We start from the raw sequence: 17,275 nt of genomic DNA, 5'->3' as shown, positions 1-17,275 counted from the left end.
GCGTTATTTATTAACAGATTGTTCCGTCATGGCCCCTTTACCTTTGTCAACACATGAAAGAACTCCTGATTTTCACACCCCAACCGCCAGAAGGCCAACCTTGCCAATTATATTTCTTCACCAGTTCTGCCTTCAGTGCTGCGCTTTGCGGGTCCTCAAACCAAACCTCATGCTGTTTTTCTTCTTCCAACAGGTCAGGTCTTGCCTGCGGGTGAACCCCCCTGTATAATTATTATCGTATACCGATATCGAGGTGTGATATATGCTGAGAGAACTTTTCCTTGGTTTTATCCGGGTACACATTCTTTATCATGCTTCTTTAAACCCGGTTTACGGGCTGGAACTGATGGAAGAACTGGCCAGGCACGGCTACCCCGTGGGGCCCGGCACCATGTACCCTATTTTGAACAAGCTTGAAGAAAACGGGCTTTTGGTATCGGAAAAAATCAACGTGGAAGGCAAGCTTCGAAAGTACTACAGGATCACGGAAGCCGGCGGTGAGGTGCTGGCGGAGGCCAAAGGAAAAATCCGGGAGCTGGCCCGGGAAGTTTTGGAGGAACGGTAGAAAATGCTCTTTACGTTTCAGAACATCACCTATACCCTAGGCACCGGCCCGGGACGTCAAATTACCGCATCCGGCGCAGTGGCCGAGGGAAGTGTCCTGGTGGTACGGGGGCCCTCCGGGGCCGGTAAATCCACATTGCTCAGGGTTCTGGCCAGACTGCAGTCCTGCAGCGGCGGGGAAGTTTTTTTGCAAGGGGAAAGCTGGCGGCACCTGCCGGCCACAGCCTGGCGAGCCCGTTTGCATTACCTGGCGCAGAAGCCGGCCCTTTTTGACGGGACAGTGGCGGAGAACCTGGCCAAGCCCTTCGAAACACGGCAGGGTAGTAAAAATAAATTTGATCCCGACCGGGCCAAAGCCCTGATGCAGGAACTTCTTCTGGGCGCAAACCTGTGGGAGCAGGATTCCCGGACCCTCTCCGGCGGCGAAGCTGCCCGGATTGCCTTTGTCAGAGGGCTCCTCATCCAGCCGCATGTCATGCTGCTGGATGAACCCACCGCCGCCCTGGATGACCAGGCCAGGGAAGCCTTTTACGGGGTACTGTCCCGCTGGTTGACCGGCCCGGGCCGTGCCGCGCTGCTGGTGTCCCATAACAATGATTATAAAGGATTGGACCGGGTTTCTTTTCTGGACATCGGTCCCGGACAAAGAGGTGAATAACCATGGAAAACGCCACCATTCCCATTTCCAACCTTCATCTGGCTTTTACGGTTGTGCTGGTTTTGATCACCGGAGCCATCTCCTCCCTTCTGAAGCTGGGGCTGCTGAGGTCTTTACTGTGGGGAACTGTCCGCACCTTCGTGCAGCTTACGCTGGTGGGCTATGCCCTGACCTATATCTTTAAAATCAATAACCTCTGGCTTATTATGGCCATCATTACCTTGATGTGTTTTATTGCCTCCAAGACCGCAGTCAAGAGAACGCCAAACGTCCCCAACTACCCGTCCCTGCTGGCCTTTGTATCCCTTTTGGCCAGCACCTACCTGGTAGGTTCCCTTGTCACAGTATTGATTATCTCCCCCGACCCCTGGTATTCCGCCAGAATTGCCATACCCATTTTCGGATGATCCTGGGCAACTCCATGAACGGCATTGCCCTCTCCCTGGACCGTCTTTACAGCGAGGCCAGGTCCCGCTCGGCGGAAATTGAGGCCATGCTGACCTTCGGGGCCACCCCCTGGGAGGCCATCCGTTCCAGCGTCCAGGAAGCCGTCCGGGCCGGTATGACCCCCACCATTAACTCTTTAATGGTGGTGGGCCTGGTCAGTTTACCGGGTATGATGACGGGCCAGATTCTTGGCGGCGCGGACCCCAGCGAAGCCGTCCGGTATCAAATTGTGGTCATGCTGATGATTGCCGCCGCTGTGGCCATCGGCTGCCTGATTTTGGTGGGACTTTCTTATAAAAAACTGTTTAATGAAGACGGGGCTTTGCAGCCTTTTGTTTTACAGAGCAAAAAATAACTTAGGTACCTGGTACCTAAGTTATTAAGTTATTAAAAATGCAAAAAGCACTCCGGGTGCCCGGCGTGCTTTTTAGCGCTATTTTCTTGCTATTTCGCCAAAGGTTTTCATGGTTTCGTTGGCCTGCTGAAGGAGGATTTTGTCTGCGATGCCCAATAAATCGATAATCTCCGGATATTTGATGCTGTAGATGACCCGCAGGCCTTCCTTCCTGCTCTGAAGAACATCCTGCTTTTTTAAAACCGCCAGGTGTTGGGACGTATTGGCCTGCTCAACATTCAGTTCCTCGAAAATATCGCAGACACACAGTTCCCCGTCCTTTAACAACTCCAGGATACGAATTCTGGTAGGGTGTGCAATGGCTTTAAACAGATCTGCTTTTAATTGGGATATTTTTTCCTTCAACAAAATCACCACCCCTTAATTCTAATATAATTATATATCATAACTCTCTATAAAGCCAGAAATTCCATTTTAATACCTTCTCTGCTTCCTTTTCCCCACCACTTCATAAAATACCGCGCTGAGGCGCCCAAAACAATTTCAATTGAAGTGATTACCTTTGCCGTTTTTGTCAGGGGATAGATATCCCCGTAGCCGGTGGTGGTAATGGTGGTAAGGCTGTAGTATAAGAAATCCACCGCATGACTTTGAGAGTTTAGGCCATGAAAGGAACACGGATTTACCAATGTAAGCAGTTTATAAACAATGGCAAAAAGCTGCCGAGAATGACAATGGCGGGAATAACCACCAGAAATCCTAATTTTTCTGTCGCCCTTCTGATCATCCCATATCCTTCCTGTCTTCTTATCTTTTTCATACTTACCAGTATTGTACCGTAGGAACCCTAAAGTGTACAGTAATACGTTATACTCCTTAAAATTCTGCTAAAGTTATTGACAAGAGTAAAGATCTGAATTACCATATAAGTACAATTAGTTTTGCTAAAGGGGAGTAGCTTTTACAACAAGGTCGTCATTACGGGTCATTGGCCCCGGCTTTGTTGGCAACGTTCAAGTTGTTAGCAAGACCTTTACTTTTTCGGGTAAAGGTCTTTTTTATTGCCGCATCCTTTACCTGAATTTGGTAAAGGTTGTTTTGCTTTTTTAGGAAAGACTAGCTTCAGAAAAAAATGGAGGGTTGTAGTATGGAACTGTTTTCCGCGGAATTTTTTTCAGCTTTACTGGCAATTATTGTTATCGATTTGGTTTTGGCCGGTGACAATGCCATTGTTATCGGGCTTGCCGCCAGGAACTTACCCAAGGAACAACAAAGACAGGTCATTATCTGGGGTACGGCAGGTGCCGTCGCCGTTCGCGCCGTGGCAACCGTGGCGGTCGTGTGGTTGCTGAAGATTCCGGGTTTGCTGCTTGTCGGGGGATTACTCCTTATTTGGATTGCCTACAAATTACTCACCGAAGAAAAATGCCACGATGACATGAAGTCATACGATAACCGCTGGGAGGCCATCCGAACCATTATCATTGCCGATGCCGTAATGGGACTGGATAACGTTTTGGCTGTCGCCGGTGCTGCCCATGGAAACTTTTTACTGGTGGTGCTGGGTTTACTGATCAGTGTACCCATTATGGTCTGGGGAAGTACCATCATTATAAAATGGACTGAACGTTACCCGGTCATTATTTATATCGGTGGGGGTGTTATCGCCCTAACGGCTGCCAAGATGATTGTCAATGAACCGTTTTTAAACGCTTTCTTTGTTACCAACCCTGCTCTAAGATATGGTTTAATAATAGTTGTTACGGCGGGTGTTTTAATCGCCGGCAGACAAAAAAGCAAACATAAAAAGGTTGCTTCCCAGTAATCGTACGGCCCTGTGGCACTGACCACAGGGCCGTTTTGTTTTGCTATAAAGGGTTTAGAAAAGGGATTTGTTGCCTTGTTTTCCTTATGATTAACAATCCTAATTCAGGGCATTATATGCCTGGAAATGAGGACATATTTTTTATTCAATGGAAATACATGAGAAAGAAACACCGGCTATTGCCATAGAATATTTAAAGGTCAGTACATTTTTTTGGACCCTTCTCACTGGTTCTTTGTTATAATAGTCATGTTGCTTTAGAAATACTGTAGAGGGGTGACTTATGGAAGAACTATTAAAAGCATTGATTCTTGGCACCGTCCAGGGTCTCACTGAATTTTTACCTGTGAGCAGTACCGGACATTTGCTGTTGGGAAGAAAACTTTTGGGTTTGTCCGAAGCCGGATTATTTCTCGATACAATGCTCCACCTGGGGACTTTGCTGGCGGTGGTTGCGGTTTTCTGGAAAGACATCGTGGATATGATGAAAAGACCCTTTAGCAGGCTCAGTCTTTTGATTATCGTGGGAACCATTCCCACCGCCATCATCGGACTTGCCTTTGAAGACTTCTTTGAGGATATTTCTAAAACCGGTGTCACAGCCGGATGGGAGTTCTTAGCCACGGGCGTCATCCTCTGGGTAGCCGACAATATGAAGAAAAAAGGAACAAAAAATATTGAACAGATTTCTTTTAAAGATGCACTGATTGTAGGCACTTTGCAGGGTGCGGCCATCCTTCCCGCCATTTCCAGGTCCGGCTTAACCATCGCCGGGGCCTTATTCCGGGGCATTGATAAACAAGCCGCTGCCCGCTTTTCCTTCCTGCTTTCATTACCAGCCATCCTGGGGGCGGTGGTGCTGCAAAGCGCCAAGCTTGCCGGCGGCCAGGCTGAGTCCATCGGGGCAATTCCCCTGCTTGTAGGAACGCTGGCAGCCGCCGTTTCCGGTTATGTGGCTGTGAAATGGATGCTGGCAATTCTCCAGCGGGGCTCCCTCAAAATATTCTCTGTTTACGTGTGGATTTTAGGTATCGGTGTACTCACCGCACAGATGCTGGGCAAGTTTTAAATAGCACAAAACCCCGGTCATTTTCTCACCGGGGTTTTGTGCGTTTAATACTGTTTTCGGTGTCTTACGATGTGGAAATTATTTCACCGCATATCTCCTTCGGCAGTGAGAAAAATACAAACTGCAGCAAATTTGATAGGAGATTAAGGTGTTATGAAAAAAATCCTTTGGCAGTACTTTCCATCCTGCTGTCTTTGGGGCTGGTTATTTTCTTTTTGAGTAGTGGATCTCCCCAGCGAAAGCCCTTGCCGGTTCAAAAACTTTTGTACCGGGACAACGATTACTCGCTGTATGTGCAGGACAACCAGGTGGTGGTGAAGGGCAGCGATGGGGAAAGCAGCGGTGTATTGCAGGTGTCGGAGAGCCGCTTCACAGGCGCTTCCCGGATCAAAAACAAACCGAAGGATAAAATCCCCCTGCTGGGAATTTCCCTTGCAGACAGTATTTTTTTACAGGGAGATAAGTATGTTTATGTAATAAACTTACGTCCCGAACCAAGAATTATAATGACTTACCCGAACCCCAAGACCCGAAAACATAAGATTATCGTGCAGAAGGATCAAAACGTCCTATACTTTTACCAGCAGGGAACCCTGGTTAAAAAATATCCCATAGCAACAGGAAAAAAAGATTTTTACACCCCTGAAGGCACCTTTAAAATCGTGAACAAGACTCCTTACCCCCAGGGAAAAGAGCCCGACACACTGCTGGGACCCCGCTGGATGGGCCTGAGTGTGCCTTACCAAAAGGACAAACGGGCAGAGAATGACAGCCGGGCGCCCCGGGGGATGAAATACGGCATCCATGGCACCAATGAACCGGCATCCATCGGCAAACATGCCTCGGGTGGCTGTATCCGGTTGAATAACAAGGATATCGCAGAACTGTACGACAGGGTGTCCCTGGGTACCGAGGTTGAAATACGGTAGGTTAAGGGTGACCGTTCTTTTCATAGATCCTTGCTCATCGGGTACATTAAACGGAGAGGTGATACAGTCATGGTCATGCAGCTGCGTTCATTGTTAAAACATATTGTGGATGACCGGGGATTATCCATTCAACAGGTGGCGAAAGACATCGATTATGACATCAACGCCGTGGAAGAACTGTACTATGATGAGATGGACTGTTACCCCAGGGAATTGGTGGCCAAGTTGTGCACATACCTTGGCATACCGGTTTCTGATTTGTTTGGGTTGGAAGGCGAGTAAAGGCTGGCGGGTTTGTCCCGCCAGCCTTTTAAATTTGCCGTTTTTATTAAACGTGTTTTGGTATACGGCCTATGCCTCGGCCTTCTTAGCCTGCTTGCTCATGGTAATACCCAGGCCTTGGCACAGGTAGTAGATGGCGAAGCATACCAGAGGGTGTAGATCATATAGAAGACCAGCATAAAGGTCATGACACCTTTGTTGTCCTTTACATGCTCGGTTTCCACACCGTAGTAATTATAGGAAGGTTCTATCACCTTTTTCTGCAGTCCCTGGATGGCAGCTGATTGCTTGAAATTTTCCTGCTTGTCCAGGGCTTTGCTTATTTGTTTGGTTGAATTGTACCAGTTATAAACTGTTTCCCTGGGGTCCAGCCCGTATCTCTGTTTTACGATGTCACCCTGATTGTTGTACATGTCCGTGCTGTCTTTGGCAATGGTAGCCATGATTTTCCCCAGGTCCCCTTTTATTTTAAGGGTTTCCTTCTCCGCCGTCACCTGGACGCCGTCAATTTTTTCATACTGGGAGGCCCAGCGGGCAGCCTCTTCCCCGCTTTTCGCTTTTATACTGACATCAATGACGGTCCCCTGCCACTTGTCTGCCTTTTTCGCTTCACCTTGAACGATGGAAAGGGCGGAACCCTTGGAGATGGAATTAAACATGTCATCGGCAAATTCCAGGCCGTTTCTGCCATTGCCAAAGGAAGGACTCATCATATAGGCATAGATCCCCAGAAAAGAAATCATCATGATAATCCCCAGAAAAAACGCTTTGCGATCTCTAATCATTAATGGCTCACTCCTTTCGTGACAGTTGTGGCTGTCTCAGCCCGCAGGGTAGGAATGCCTCTGATGAAGGCTAAAATAATCCAGCCGGCAAAGATGAACACCAATCCGAAGAAGACCCAGGTGCCAATGGTGGCTAAAAGTGTTGTGACGGACGTACTCATGGAGATATACCCCATCTGTACCATCTTTTCAGGCAGGGCGAAGAGCCTGTTTACAAAACCGGCCATAATGGCCACAGCGTAAAAGCCGCGAATATAGATACCGGGAACCACTTTGGTGGTGGCTGCGCCGATTTGAATGCCCAGCAGGGAGCCAACCAGCATGCCCATGGCCAAGGTGTAGAAGATATAGCCGTAAATGGCATACTGGGCGATGGAACTGTAACCGGCGGTAAAGATAATCTGTAAGATATCGGTACCCACGGTGGTAAAGGAGGAAACACCCAGACCGTAAACAAACATCGGGAAGGTCAGGAAGCCGCCGCCGACCCCCATGATGGCGGCGGCAAAGCCTACAACGGCGCCGCAGAAGGCCACAAACCAGCCGGAAATTTTACGACCGCCGGGAGTGACGTCCTCGTCAAATTTAATCATGGGTGCCAGGTTAACCTTTTGCAGTTTCTGCGCCAGGGGAGTTAAACCGGCGGGGCCCCGTGGGCATCCCCTTTGTTGGAACTTCCCCTGGTCTTAATAAAGTCGTACATGGAGTAAAAGCCCAGGAAGCCCAGCATAAAGACATAAACCGCACTGATGACAAAATCACTCAACACCGGGTTGGCATTAAACAACGCCCTGTTCAGGCTGCCGCCGGCGGTTACACCCAGGCCGGAGCCTACCAAAAAGGCCACAGCCAGGGGTACGTTAACGTTGCCAAGCTTTTTGTGAATGACGGTTCCCATAATGGCTTTGGCAAATATGTGAAACTGGTCAGTACCCACTGCCAGGATCCCTTTCACACCAAGGCTCATCAGTGCAGGAGTAATAATAAAACCACCGCCGGCACCGATGCATCCGGTAATCAAACCTGCACATACACCGACGAACATAGAGCCATAAAACATGGTCGGCGTAAAGTGGGACGGACCAAAGGCATTTTTGCCGCCGATAAAACCTGGTAAATCAGCAGCATGTCCAATGGCCGGAATAACTAAAGGAAGCATCATTACGGCAAGAATAAATAAATGTTTTCTATTGCGGACGATGTTGTTGGACATCTCCAGTTCCCATTTAGCGTGCGCCCTGGATGCGCTCATCAGGGCTTCATATATCCCCCTCATTCGGGTGACCCCCTTCTCTAACAGTGTTTAAAAAGGTGCTTCAGGTCAAAATAATTAAGATCTATTCCTATTCTTCTCTTGAAATAAAGGTGCTTGTCATTTGATATCTTTTATATGCACAGCCCCAAGCATTCCCCGCTCTTCACCTCCTGATCAGCAATATTGTTATCCTCTTGCAGCCGGCTTTTGATAACTTCCAGTAAAATATGACCTGAGATGATTTCCGGAGAATAATGGTACTCGGCACAGACGTTTATCAAGGGAATCCGAAGTTGATCGGATATTTCGGTAAATCTGCCCACATGAATACCCACCCACTCCGGCAGGGAACCTTCTTTGGTATTAAATCCTTTCACTCCCCAGGTGGTTATGATTTCCGAGCGGTTTTTCCGGTTTACCATTTCCTCTTTAATTTCATAGGCAAAGGAATTGCTGTCCTGGTCATAGCGATAGGCGACCATGTCCTGGCAGTCATTGTCTTTCAGAACCATCGCTGCCCTTTTTCGGATGGCTGATTCCCTGGATAGTTTACCAAGAAGGATATCCGCCTTAATCATTTCCAACCCGGCAGAGGTCCTGGCCAATTTGGCCTGGAGTTCCTTTGTTTTGTCTTGACCGTGGGATTGAACTTGGACCCCTTGAAAGTAGCTCGTATCCTGCCGGTGCTTCTCATCGTCCGGCATCATTCCGGCTACCAGGTAGTTTTTTGAACCGGCGGACAGGTAGTTTTCGGCATCCAGTACCACTGCCTGAATCCTGGCCTGGTTTTTCATGCGCTGAACAAGCAGTTCGACCTGCTGCGGCAGGTGCTTCAGTCCCTCTGCGTACTCAAATTCTACCGGTGTGCCCTTTTCATCACAGGCAAGTAATAAAATGAGCTTCTTTCGATAATGCTCCGGCAGTAAGAACACCTCCGGAACAAACCCCTCATAAAAGGCCCCTTTGAATACCGCGGGAACAATGTGAATAAATACTGTTTTGGCTGATTTTTTGTCACAGCCGCTGCTCAACAGCCAGTGATGAAACAATGCTTGTCTTACTTCTTCCTGCCCCAGTTTTTTGGTAACATGATAGAACTGGATATTGGTGCCGTCGCAAAGTCCGGTCCTTTTGCAAACGTCCTGAATGGGAAGGTTAACATTTTCCCCGGCTGCAGACTTGATCACCAAAGCCTGGGCCAGGTCAAGCTGCTTGGGGCACCTGATGGCTTTCTCCATGACGTGCCGGATGTCGGACCGGGCCAGTCTGGCTTGAAGACTTTCCATCTGAAGAACCAGGTTATCCACATTGGTTAACTGGTTATCACCGGTCTCTATTTCATTATGCAATTTACTGAGGCTGGCAATTAAAGATTTGATTTTGCCGGGAGTAAGGTTGTCCAGACTGCCAAAGTTGGCCAGCACACGCTGCTTCACTTTGCCTTCCATGCGGTAGCTTTCAATCAGCTTAACATAGACGTATTCTCTGCCGTTCTTTTTGGTCGTCACCTTGCGCAGGAACATATTTTCCACCCCCTATCATAATGTTCTTGTGACCGAGTGCGCAAACTCAGTCGCTTTTTATCGATTACACAGGTAATGTACCAAAGGCCTGTTTTTCTTACAACATTTTTTATATACAAGCCCCCATGAAATAATTGTCTTTCTTGGTTTTATTCGTGAAAGGTGCTAAAATACACGGATTATCAGTAATTTGACAATGTTTTTTGTCACCTGACTTGTCCGCCAATCCAAACCCTTAACACCTTAATTTTTTTCACAATTCTTGTATCGGGCCGAATTTTAAACAAACTATTGACAAAATTCTTTTTACCAGTCTTACCGGGCAGGGTGAGACTCTTTGCCAAACCCATCGTTAATCATAGGGCCAATACCCGGGCGTGTCCGGCTCATGTTTAAGAGCCACCGTAATCTCGACACCGTCAGCGATACGTTCCTCCCAGGACACCGGTACCTCGAGCAGCTTCCTGGAATACCTGGCGGCGGGCATTACCGCCTACTCTGTTCTCACACACCGGGACAATGTTCTCCTTCGGGGTTTTCAGGGTATAATCCCTTTAATCAAAAAAACCCCCATCCTTTGGATGAGAGCTGATTCCTGCCGTTCTTCAACAATTAACCTTCATCAAACTAGTTTTGTAACTTCTCGATGATATCCCGCGCCATCGCTACACCGCAGGCGCCAGCTTGGGCCAGGCCCCGGGTGATCCCTGCACCGTCGCCGCCGGCATATAAGCCGGTTATTTCTGTCTCGAACTTACCCGTTAATTTGGGCCGGGCCGAGTAAAATTTGGCCTCCACCCCGTAGAGCAAGGTGTGTTCCGAGGCAATGCCCGGCGTGACTTTATCCAGGGCTTCGATCATCTCGATGATACTTTTCAGGGTGTTGTAGGGGAGCACCAGGCTCAGATCCCCCGGTTCCGCTTCTTTCAGGGTAGGTTCAACAAAGCCCACCCGGATGCGCTTGTGGGTTGACCGGTATCCCTTCATGAGATCGCCATACCGCTGGACCAGTACACTGCCGTTGGACAAATCGTTGGCCAGTCTGGAGATCGACTTGGCGTATTCAATGGGCTTATTAAAGGGATAGGAGAACTTTTGCGACACCAGCAGGGCAAAATTAGTATTGTTGCTGCCAAGATTTTTGTCCTTATAGGCGTGGCCGTTGGCCAGCATGACGCCGCTGTGATTTTCGATAACCACGTACCGGCCGGGTTGCTGCAGAAGGTCCTTACGGTGGTGCCAACGGATGTCCGGAAGACAAATTTGCCTTCATACAAGTGCTCATTGATCTCTTCCATAATGGCATTCAGTGTCTCCACCCGAACCCCCACATCCACCTGGTTGGAATCCACCTCCAGACTGTGCTTTTTTAACACGCCGGAGAGCCATTCGGAGCCGTCCCGACCGGGAGCAATGACAACTTTTTTGGCGAAAAATTCTTCCCCTGTTCTGGCAACAACACCGTTGATAAGGTGTTTGTCACCTTCTGTGGTGGTGAGCAGATTTTCCACTTCTGTTTCAAAAAGCATATCAACCTGATTTTTCAGGTATTCGTAGATGTTTTTCAGGATTTCCAGGTTTTGTTCGGTTCCCAGGTGCCGCACCTGCGCCCGCAGCAGTTTCAGGCCGGCGCCCAGACCGCGCTTTTCAATGGCTTTAACTGCCGGTGTGGTGGGATCGGTAGCTGCCGAAACGGCCCCGTGCTTAATGTTAATCCCGTCCACATAGTTGATTAACTCCAGCACCTCGGAGTGGGGCAGGTAATCGGTCAGCCAACCCCCGAATTCGGTGGTTATATTAAACTTGCCGTCCGAATAAGCCCCTGCCCCGCCAAAACCGTTGGTAATGGAGCAGGCATGCATGCAGCCGGCATATTCCTTCTTTTGCGTGGGGGGCGGGCATTTGACAATGCTTTTTTGCAAAATGGGGCACACTCGCTTGTAAATATTCCTTCCCTTATCCATAAGTAAAACTTTTAGATAGGGCGCTTTGGTTGCCAGTTCGTAACAGGTAAATATCCCTGCCGGTCCGGCCCCTACCACAACAACATCATAATTTTTCATGCGCTTGCACCTCCTTCTCCGACAATTGTGCAAACAGATTTATTATGAACGATGCAGGCATTTTTTTCAATGGAAAATATATGGAATTGTCCAGGAATCACCCTTTTTTCTTTAAAATTATTATTGTTGTAGTGACAACACCTGTGCTACAATATAGAAAATTATATAATTGCTCTCGGGTTGAAACGATTGCTCGTTGTCAACGGATTTTTGACTATCAGGGGGGTAGTCAGCTTTACAGCTGACTACCCCTCTTTAGTTTTATCCTTATCACAGGGAGGGATGTCCTTTGGGTGTACCAAAAGTACTCAATACCCCGGAAAAGCGCAGGAAGAAAAATCATACTGCTAATTTACGGCTTATTGTGAAAATGCTTAAAAGAGATACCCCACAGGGTGGCGTTACCCTCCGGCAAATGGCAGATGCCTGTGGTGTAAGTGAGCGAAACGTTTACCGTTATCTTCAGGAATTAAAGCAGTTGGGGATTGAAGTCGAGCGTTACAAGTCTTCCCAACCCGGTAAACCCGGCTGCTGCTATTATAAAATTAAGCCGCCGCAGGAAAAGGATTTTACGTCAGAAATGCTGCACCTGGCCTTTTTATCCCAGGCGTTGCAGGATTGCTATAAACTTCAAAAGAACATTTTATCAGTCAAACAGTTTGTCCTGTGCTGCCTGGCCAATCGCTACGGCCTTAATCTGCCTGTAACATGCCTGAGAAGCAGTACTATGAGTCATGCTTCACCTCTCCCATAAAATCCCCCAGGGGGTGGTTTTCTTTTTGTAATATAAGGAATGGCGGTCGGCGTGACCTGAAATAAAATTATTCGATTTATTCTGATGCGATAAAACTCACGGTAAGAGCGTGACATATATTACAGTTAGACTCCTCAAATTTATTTATAATACGAAGTAACAAACAATTGAAACTTGTAAGTTTGAAGGAGGCTAACCTAATGAAACGCAAAGTAATTCAAATAGATCAGGAAAAATGCATTGGCTGCGGCCTATGTGCCAACGCCTGCATGCAGGGAGCCATTCAGGTCATTGACGGTAAAGCCCGGCTGGTTTCCGAGTCCTACTGTGACGGTCTGGGAATGTGCCTGCCCCAGTGCCCCGTGGATGCAATCCAACTGATCGAAAAGGAAGCAGAGTCCTTTAATACGTCAAGGTCCAACATCAAACTGAAAACTGCTGCCCCCAGCGGCCCCTCCTGCGGCTGCCCGTCGGCACAAACAAGGGTAATTGAACAAAAAGACGAAGGACAGGTCCCCTTGGGCAGCCAGCCATCCCACCTGTGCCAGTGGCCTGTTCAACTGCACCTGCTGAATCCCGCCGCACCTTACTTCCGGGATGCCAACCTGCTGCTCTGCGCCGATTGCGTCATGGCAGCATACGGGGACTTCCAGCAGAAATTATTGAAAAACCGTACCATTGCCATTGCCTGCCCCAAGCTGGATAATATTCAGGGGTATGTGGAGAAGTTGGCGCAAATTTTAACACTGAACGATATTAAAACCATTGTCGTAGCCCGCATGGAAGTGCCCTGCTGTGGAGGCATCACCGGCATTTTAAAGCAAGCCCTCCAAATGTCAGGCAAAGAGATCCCCGTTCGGGAAGTGATTATTTCCGCAGACGGTAAGGTAAGGTAAATTTGCAAAAACGAGGCGGGATGATATGGAAATTACTTCTTCAGGAATAAAATTTGGCAGTACAGCGAATCGTACCGTGGCGAAGGTGGAAATGCGGGATTTGGGCTGGCAAAAAGGAGAGGTACACCAGGAAACCGTCAGCATCTTCCAACTAAATATGTTTTTGTAAATTGCGATCCATCACGAAAATAAAGATCCTCTCTCCGGTCTTCGTGCTTATATCAGTGTGTAGGCTCACTACTTTAGCTGAAGTGATTTCCGCAACCACTTTATCCAATTCAGAACGCCCCTGTTCAACCAATTGCTGACGCAACTTTTTAACCAGAGTCATCCCTGCTTTATCCCTTGCCAGGTGCTGCTCGGCTTTAGAAAGTACACCACGCAAGCTTACAATTATCATGTTACGCAGGATATCGGTCTTTGCATCCTCCGGTCCCCGTCCCATGTAATCCTTTTCCCACTGAATGATAGCCTTTGCTATGTCATCTTCTATTTGGCCCTTGGGGTTCAATCTAATTACTCCTCATTCTTTAGAGATAACGTGTATTTTATTGATATATACGCTTGTAATTATACATTTTTACTGTAGAAAAAACAATAGAAGAACATAGACTCGTTACCGGTAACCGTCCGCGGTGTACAAGCGGGTATCGGCGGGATGGTTACCTGCTTTATCCCCTTCTACAAAAAGAGCTAAAGGAAGCCTGCAACTGCCTATATGGCATTTGTGGTCCTTTACCCTAATTCATCTACTTTTTGTACGGCATCTATTGCCTGGTTCAACGGAACATGGGGTTTTAGTTCATGAACTCTGGTCGCTCGGTAACTAACCGTCTGTTCTCTTCCTTCTTCCATCGGTAACATAAAAAGCGGTGGCTAATCGTTCTAGCTGAGCGACCCCTAACCGGACAGTTTTTCAGAGATAAATTCTGTTTGTTGCTGGTATTTTTGATACGTTTTGGGGTAGCGTTCTTGTAAAGCACCTGCGGTTTGTCCCTCGACTGTTATTAGTTTTCCGCATTATCAAACAGAGCCGATAATTAAAACTTCGTAAGGTTGAATATCCAATTTATTCAAAGATACTTCCTCCCCCTCATTTCTATGTGTACCTAAAAGCAATCTTTCTTTACCTTCCTTGTCAATATTGACAGCCTGGTGCCTTTTAGAAAAATTCAAAACCACATTTACCTCTTCATCTCCATATTTTCTTTTATAGATAAGAACCTCACCCGGTTCCTTGTCTATAAACTCAAGATCCCCTATAGAGAGTGCATTACTTCTTTTTCTCAACCATATTAGCGATTTATAAAAAGTAAGCAGGGAGTTTTTGTCTTTACTCTGGGCATTTACATTTTTATGCCTGTAGTCGGAATTTACCGGGAGCCACGGCTTGGCCTTTGAGAATCCTGCATATTGTGAATCATCCCATTGCATTGGGGTTCTTTCAGCATCTCTCCCCCGGATGACAGGCCATCCCTTTTTTCCTAAAGGTCCTGAAGGTCTTTCCTGGCAATTTTTTCACAGGTCATGCCAATTTCCTCACCATAGTAGATAAAGGGTGTTCCCCGCAGTGTCATCAGCAGTGCCGCAGCAACCTTTGCCCTGGCATCGGTGTATTTGCCGTCCCTGTAGCGGTAGTAATGCCTGGGCTGGTCATGGTTGCTCAATGTGAAATTCGGCCATGCATCTGCCGGGAGCAAATTATAATACTCCGTTATGTTTTTATAGAATCCCCTGGCACTCCACCTTTGAAAAAGGAAGCTGAAATTGAATGCCATGTGAAGTTCGTCATTTCCCTTTCCATGATAAGATACCGCTTCTCCGGCATCATTGGTATAGATCTCTCCAACCAGCATCCTGTCTTCATACTGATCCGTTATGACCCTTATTTCCTTGCATATATCATGTGTCTCCGGCCGGTTTCTGTCATACAGATGTTTTTGCACATCAATCGGATTAAAAGACAGCTTCCAGGGATTGTTCCTGTATTGATCGTCTTTGATATACCAATTGACAACGTCCATGCGAAAACCATCCACACCCAGGTCGAGCCAGAAACCTATCATTTCATAGACAGCTTTTCTGAGATCAGGATTTCTCCAGTTTAATTCCGGTTGGTGCCTTGTAAAGGTTCCAAGGTAGTATTCCTTTGTATGATTATCAAACCACCAGGCATTTTTCATTTCAAAGGAACATACCCAGTTATTAGGCTTTTTCCCCCTGTCCTCATGCCATATATACCAGTCCCGCCTGGGGTTGTCTTTGCTTTTCCTTGATTCTATAAACCAGGGATGTTCATCGGAAGTATGGTTTATGACAAGGTCCATGATGATCCTTATATTCCGTTTGTGGGCTTCCTGAAGCAGCAGCTTGAAGTCATCCATGCTTCCAAAGATAGCATCTATATCTCCATAGTCGCTTATATCATAGCCGAAATCCTTCATGGGGGACTTGTAGATCGGTGATATCCATACTGCATCTATACCCAGCGAATTCTCTGTTCCATCATTCAAATAATCCAATTTTGATATGATTCCTTTAATATCCCCTACTCCATCATTATTGCTGTCCATGAAACTTCTTGGATAGATCTGGTAAATAACTCCCTTTTTCCACCAAGGATCCGTGTGCGCTGTACCTTTTATCATTTATAACTCCCTCAGCTCAGGATTAGAAAGCCTCAAATCAGGCTAATAATATTATCTTGTTTTATATCGCTGCCTTATTATTCACAAACCATTGGCCTCATCATAAAATTTCCAAACAATCCAGGCCCAGCATGTCTTCAATGCAATACAGCCACTGGGTCTGCAGGCTGACCCTGATAGCCCACGAGCTTGGAATCGTCTTTGAGTCCGGTGGTTTCTCCATTGCGAAGTGTAACGGATAATTTGCCGTTGACGACGGCATAATCCAGTCGCACCCTCTAAAGAAATACCTGTAACCATATGGAAAATAATTCTGCGAAAACAATTAAAAACAACCCAAGAAGAGTTCTGGAATAACCTATAACCTGTGAATTCAACGGGTTTTTTCTTTTCCCTTAAAATCTTTGCTCCGATAGAACATTTCACCTAACGTTCAAGCATTAGCGACGCCCCCGGGCCTTAAGGCAATGGCCGAGCCTTGTTGATTCGAAGATGCAGTTCAGATCATGCACAAAGCCCCGGAAAGAGATTATTTTCTTCCGAGGCTTCCTGGGTATATGCAATATTATTATATATTCTTACGGCGGTGTTTGTTTCGGTTTTGTCACTACCGCTGGGGCAACGGGCAATCACTCACTCTCCGTTTCTGGAAACGCCGGCCTGCTTGCTTACTTTTAGTAATTCTATGTAATCAATTTTCATAACGGTTTGTGATTGCTAAAACATTGTGGTTAATAAGTTAGGTGCCTGGCAGTGCGGCTGAGCAATGTCGCTGAATGTAGTGGGTGGGAATCCCACCGGGTAGGGTTTAGCCAGCCGCCCGTAGCTAGTCTTGGAACCGATAGGGTAACCTAAAGGTTTAAGCGTAGACAAGCAAGTTAGCGGGCCGAAAGCATAAGCTGAAGGAACTGAGCCCCGAAATACCTATAAAATTGGGAAGGCTGATGCTGTTGCCAGAGCAGAAAGCAACATTTCGGCAATCATTATGGCGAGATTGACGGAACTTCCCGGGGTCGGAGACCTCGGCACGTTAAACACTGACATGCAGCGGTAACTCAGGAGATCCTATCCGCTCTTCGTAAGGAGTATGACCGATCAAGCGATAAAAAAGTGAGGGAGTCAAAAGGCGGATAGGGAGTCGGATCACCGAATAGTACCAATGATGCAGGGTAATGCCTGTGGAGGAAAGGCGGTGACATATCAACGACCTTGTTGGAGACAC

The 17,275-nt window shown here is 47.3% G+C and carries 19 protein-coding genes and 3 pseudogenes; 10 read left to right on the top strand and 12 right to left on the bottom strand.

Translation table 11 applies throughout. The features are described 5' to 3' along the window. Positions 1 to 46 precede the first annotated feature (46 nt). Positions 47 to 190 carry a hypothetical protein gene (locus P378_RS19315; protein WP_180260948.1) on the bottom strand — a complete coding sequence of 48 codons (144 nt, stop codon included), beginning with the start codon at positions 188 to 190 and terminating at the stop codon, positions 47 to 49. A gap of 72 nt (positions 191 to 262) precedes the next feature. Between P378_RS19315 and P378_RS02780 the strand changes: the two genes are divergently transcribed. The 3 genes and pseudogenes from P378_RS02780 (at position 263) to P378_RS02770 (ending at position 2,024) form a co-directional block, all read left to right on the top strand. After that, positions 263 to 565, top strand: a complete 303-nt coding sequence (locus tag P378_RS02780) for a PadR family transcriptional regulator (RefSeq protein WP_099082192.1) — start codon at positions 263 to 265, stop codon at positions 563 to 565. A gap of 3 nt (positions 566 to 568) precedes the next feature. After that, a complete protein-coding gene (locus P378_RS02775; protein WP_099082191.1) occupies positions 569 to 1,222 on the top strand; it encodes an ABC transporter ATP-binding protein in 654 nt (217 codons plus the stop codon). A 2-nt stretch (positions 1,223 to 1,224) separates the two neighbouring features. Then, positions 1,225 to 2,024, top strand: a pseudogene (locus tag P378_RS02770) (ABC transporter permease). Between the two features lie 78 nt (positions 2,025 to 2,102). Here the strand turns inward: P378_RS02770 and P378_RS02765 are convergent. Both P378_RS02765 and P378_RS19310 read right to left on the bottom strand, forming a co-directional pair. Beyond that, positions 2,103 to 2,429 carry an ArsR/SmtB family transcription factor gene (locus P378_RS02765; RefSeq protein WP_099082190.1) on the bottom strand — a complete coding sequence of 109 codons (327 nt, stop codon included), beginning with the start codon at positions 2,427 to 2,429 and terminating at the stop codon, positions 2,103 to 2,105. A 47-nt stretch (positions 2,430 to 2,476) separates the two neighbouring features. Continuing rightward, positions 2,477 to 2,713 (bottom strand): potassium channel family protein, encoded by a 237-nt coding sequence (locus tag P378_RS19310; protein WP_180260947.1) that lies wholly within the window; start codon positions 2,711 to 2,713, stop codon positions 2,477 to 2,479. A gap of 458 nt (positions 2,714 to 3,171) precedes the next feature. Between P378_RS19310 and P378_RS02755 the strand changes: the two genes are divergently transcribed. The 4 genes from P378_RS02755 (at position 3,172) to P378_RS02740 (ending at position 6,129) form a co-directional block, all read left to right on the top strand. Next, the gene (locus tag P378_RS02755; RefSeq protein WP_099082188.1) at positions 3,172 to 3,849 is read left to right on the top strand and encodes a TerC family protein; all 678 of its coding nucleotides are present in this window, start codon (positions 3,172 to 3,174) and stop codon (positions 3,847 to 3,849) included. 283 nt (positions 3,850 to 4,132) lie between these two features. Continuing rightward, positions 4,133 to 4,918 carry an undecaprenyl-diphosphate phosphatase gene (locus P378_RS02750; RefSeq protein WP_099082187.1) on the top strand — a complete coding sequence of 262 codons (786 nt, stop codon included), beginning with the start codon at positions 4,133 to 4,135 and terminating at the stop codon, positions 4,916 to 4,918. 38 nt (positions 4,919 to 4,956) lie between these two features. After that, positions 4,957 to 5,847, top strand: a complete 891-nt coding sequence (locus P378_RS02745) for a L,D-transpeptidase (RefSeq protein WP_238472801.1) — start codon at positions 4,957 to 4,959, stop codon at positions 5,845 to 5,847. A gap of 69 nt (positions 5,848 to 5,916) precedes the next feature. Next, entirely contained in the window at positions 5,917 to 6,129 is a 213-nt protein-coding gene (locus tag P378_RS02740) for a helix-turn-helix domain-containing protein (RefSeq protein WP_207653984.1), read from the top strand. 98 nt (positions 6,130 to 6,227) lie between these two features. Here the strand turns inward: P378_RS02740 and P378_RS02735 are convergent, their stop codons facing one another. From P378_RS02735 to P378_RS02720, 5 genes and pseudogenes are all read right to left on the bottom strand, one after another. After that, the gene (locus tag P378_RS02735) at positions 6,228 to 6,914 is read right to left on the bottom strand and encodes a hypothetical protein (protein WP_338013807.1); all 687 of its coding nucleotides are present in this window, start codon (positions 6,912 to 6,914) and stop codon (positions 6,228 to 6,230) included. Beyond that, positions 6,914 to 8,190, bottom strand: a pseudogene (locus P378_RS02730) (sulfite exporter TauE/SafE family protein). Before P378_RS02730 ends, P378_RS02735 begins: the two are co-directional and overlap by 1 nt. Positions 8,191 to 8,300: 110 nt before the next feature. Beyond that, positions 8,301 to 9,692, bottom strand: a complete 1,392-nt coding sequence (locus P378_RS02725) for a hypothetical protein (RefSeq protein WP_099082185.1) — start codon at positions 9,690 to 9,692, stop codon at positions 8,301 to 8,303. A gap of 352 nt (positions 9,693 to 10,044) precedes the next feature. Further along, a complete protein-coding gene (locus tag P378_RS22720; protein WP_274378631.1) occupies positions 10,045 to 10,179 on the bottom strand; it encodes a hypothetical protein in 135 nt (44 codons plus the stop codon). A 140-nt stretch (positions 10,180 to 10,319) separates the two neighbouring features. Next, positions 10,320 to 11,755, bottom strand: a pseudogene (locus P378_RS02720) (NAD(P)/FAD-dependent oxidoreductase). 289 nt (positions 11,756 to 12,044) lie between these two features. Between P378_RS02720 and P378_RS02715 the strand changes: the two are divergent. The 3 genes from P378_RS02715 (at position 12,045) to P378_RS19305 (ending at position 13,574) form a co-directional block, all read left to right on the top strand. After that, complete coding sequence (locus P378_RS02715; protein WP_099082184.1) at positions 12,045 to 12,509, top strand: helix-turn-helix domain-containing protein; 465 nt, start codon at positions 12,045 to 12,047, stop codon at positions 12,507 to 12,509. A 200-nt stretch (positions 12,510 to 12,709) separates the two neighbouring features. Then, complete coding sequence (locus tag P378_RS02710; protein ID WP_099082183.1) at positions 12,710 to 13,405, top strand: ATP-binding protein; 696 nt, start codon at positions 12,710 to 12,712, stop codon at positions 13,403 to 13,405. 25 nt (positions 13,406 to 13,430) lie between these two features. After that, complete coding sequence (locus P378_RS19305; protein WP_180260946.1) at positions 13,431 to 13,574, top strand: hypothetical protein; 144 nt, start codon at positions 13,431 to 13,433, stop codon at positions 13,572 to 13,574. Here the strand turns inward: P378_RS19305 and P378_RS02705 are convergent. From P378_RS02705 to P378_RS23955, 4 genes are all read right to left on the bottom strand, one after another. Next, a complete protein-coding gene (locus tag P378_RS02705) occupies positions 13,557 to 13,916 on the bottom strand; it encodes a Na-translocating system protein MpsC family protein (protein ID WP_099082182.1) in 360 nt (119 codons plus the stop codon). The two genes, P378_RS19305 and P378_RS02705, sit on opposite strands and share 18 nt — an antisense overlap. 512 nt (positions 13,917 to 14,428) lie before the next feature. After that, complete coding sequence (locus P378_RS19995; protein WP_476588309.1) at positions 14,429 to 14,869, bottom strand: alpha-amylase family glycosyl hydrolase; 441 nt, start codon at positions 14,867 to 14,869, stop codon at positions 14,429 to 14,431. A gap of 20 nt (positions 14,870 to 14,889) precedes the next feature. Then, positions 14,890 to 16,053, bottom strand: coding sequence for an alpha-amylase family glycosyl hydrolase (locus P378_RS02700; protein WP_207653982.1), 1,164 nt, complete (start codon positions 16,051 to 16,053; stop codon positions 14,890 to 14,892). 137 nt (positions 16,054 to 16,190) lie between these two features. Beyond that, a complete protein-coding gene (locus P378_RS23955; protein ID WP_420795966.1) occupies positions 16,191 to 16,328 on the bottom strand; it encodes a hypothetical protein in 138 nt (45 codons plus the stop codon). Positions 16,329 to 17,275 lie beyond the last annotated feature (947 nt).

This window comes from Desulforamulus profundi, assembly GCF_002607855.1.
The sequence above is the reverse complement of the archived record's forward strand: the minus strand, read 5'-3'. Positions and strand labels throughout refer to the sequence as shown.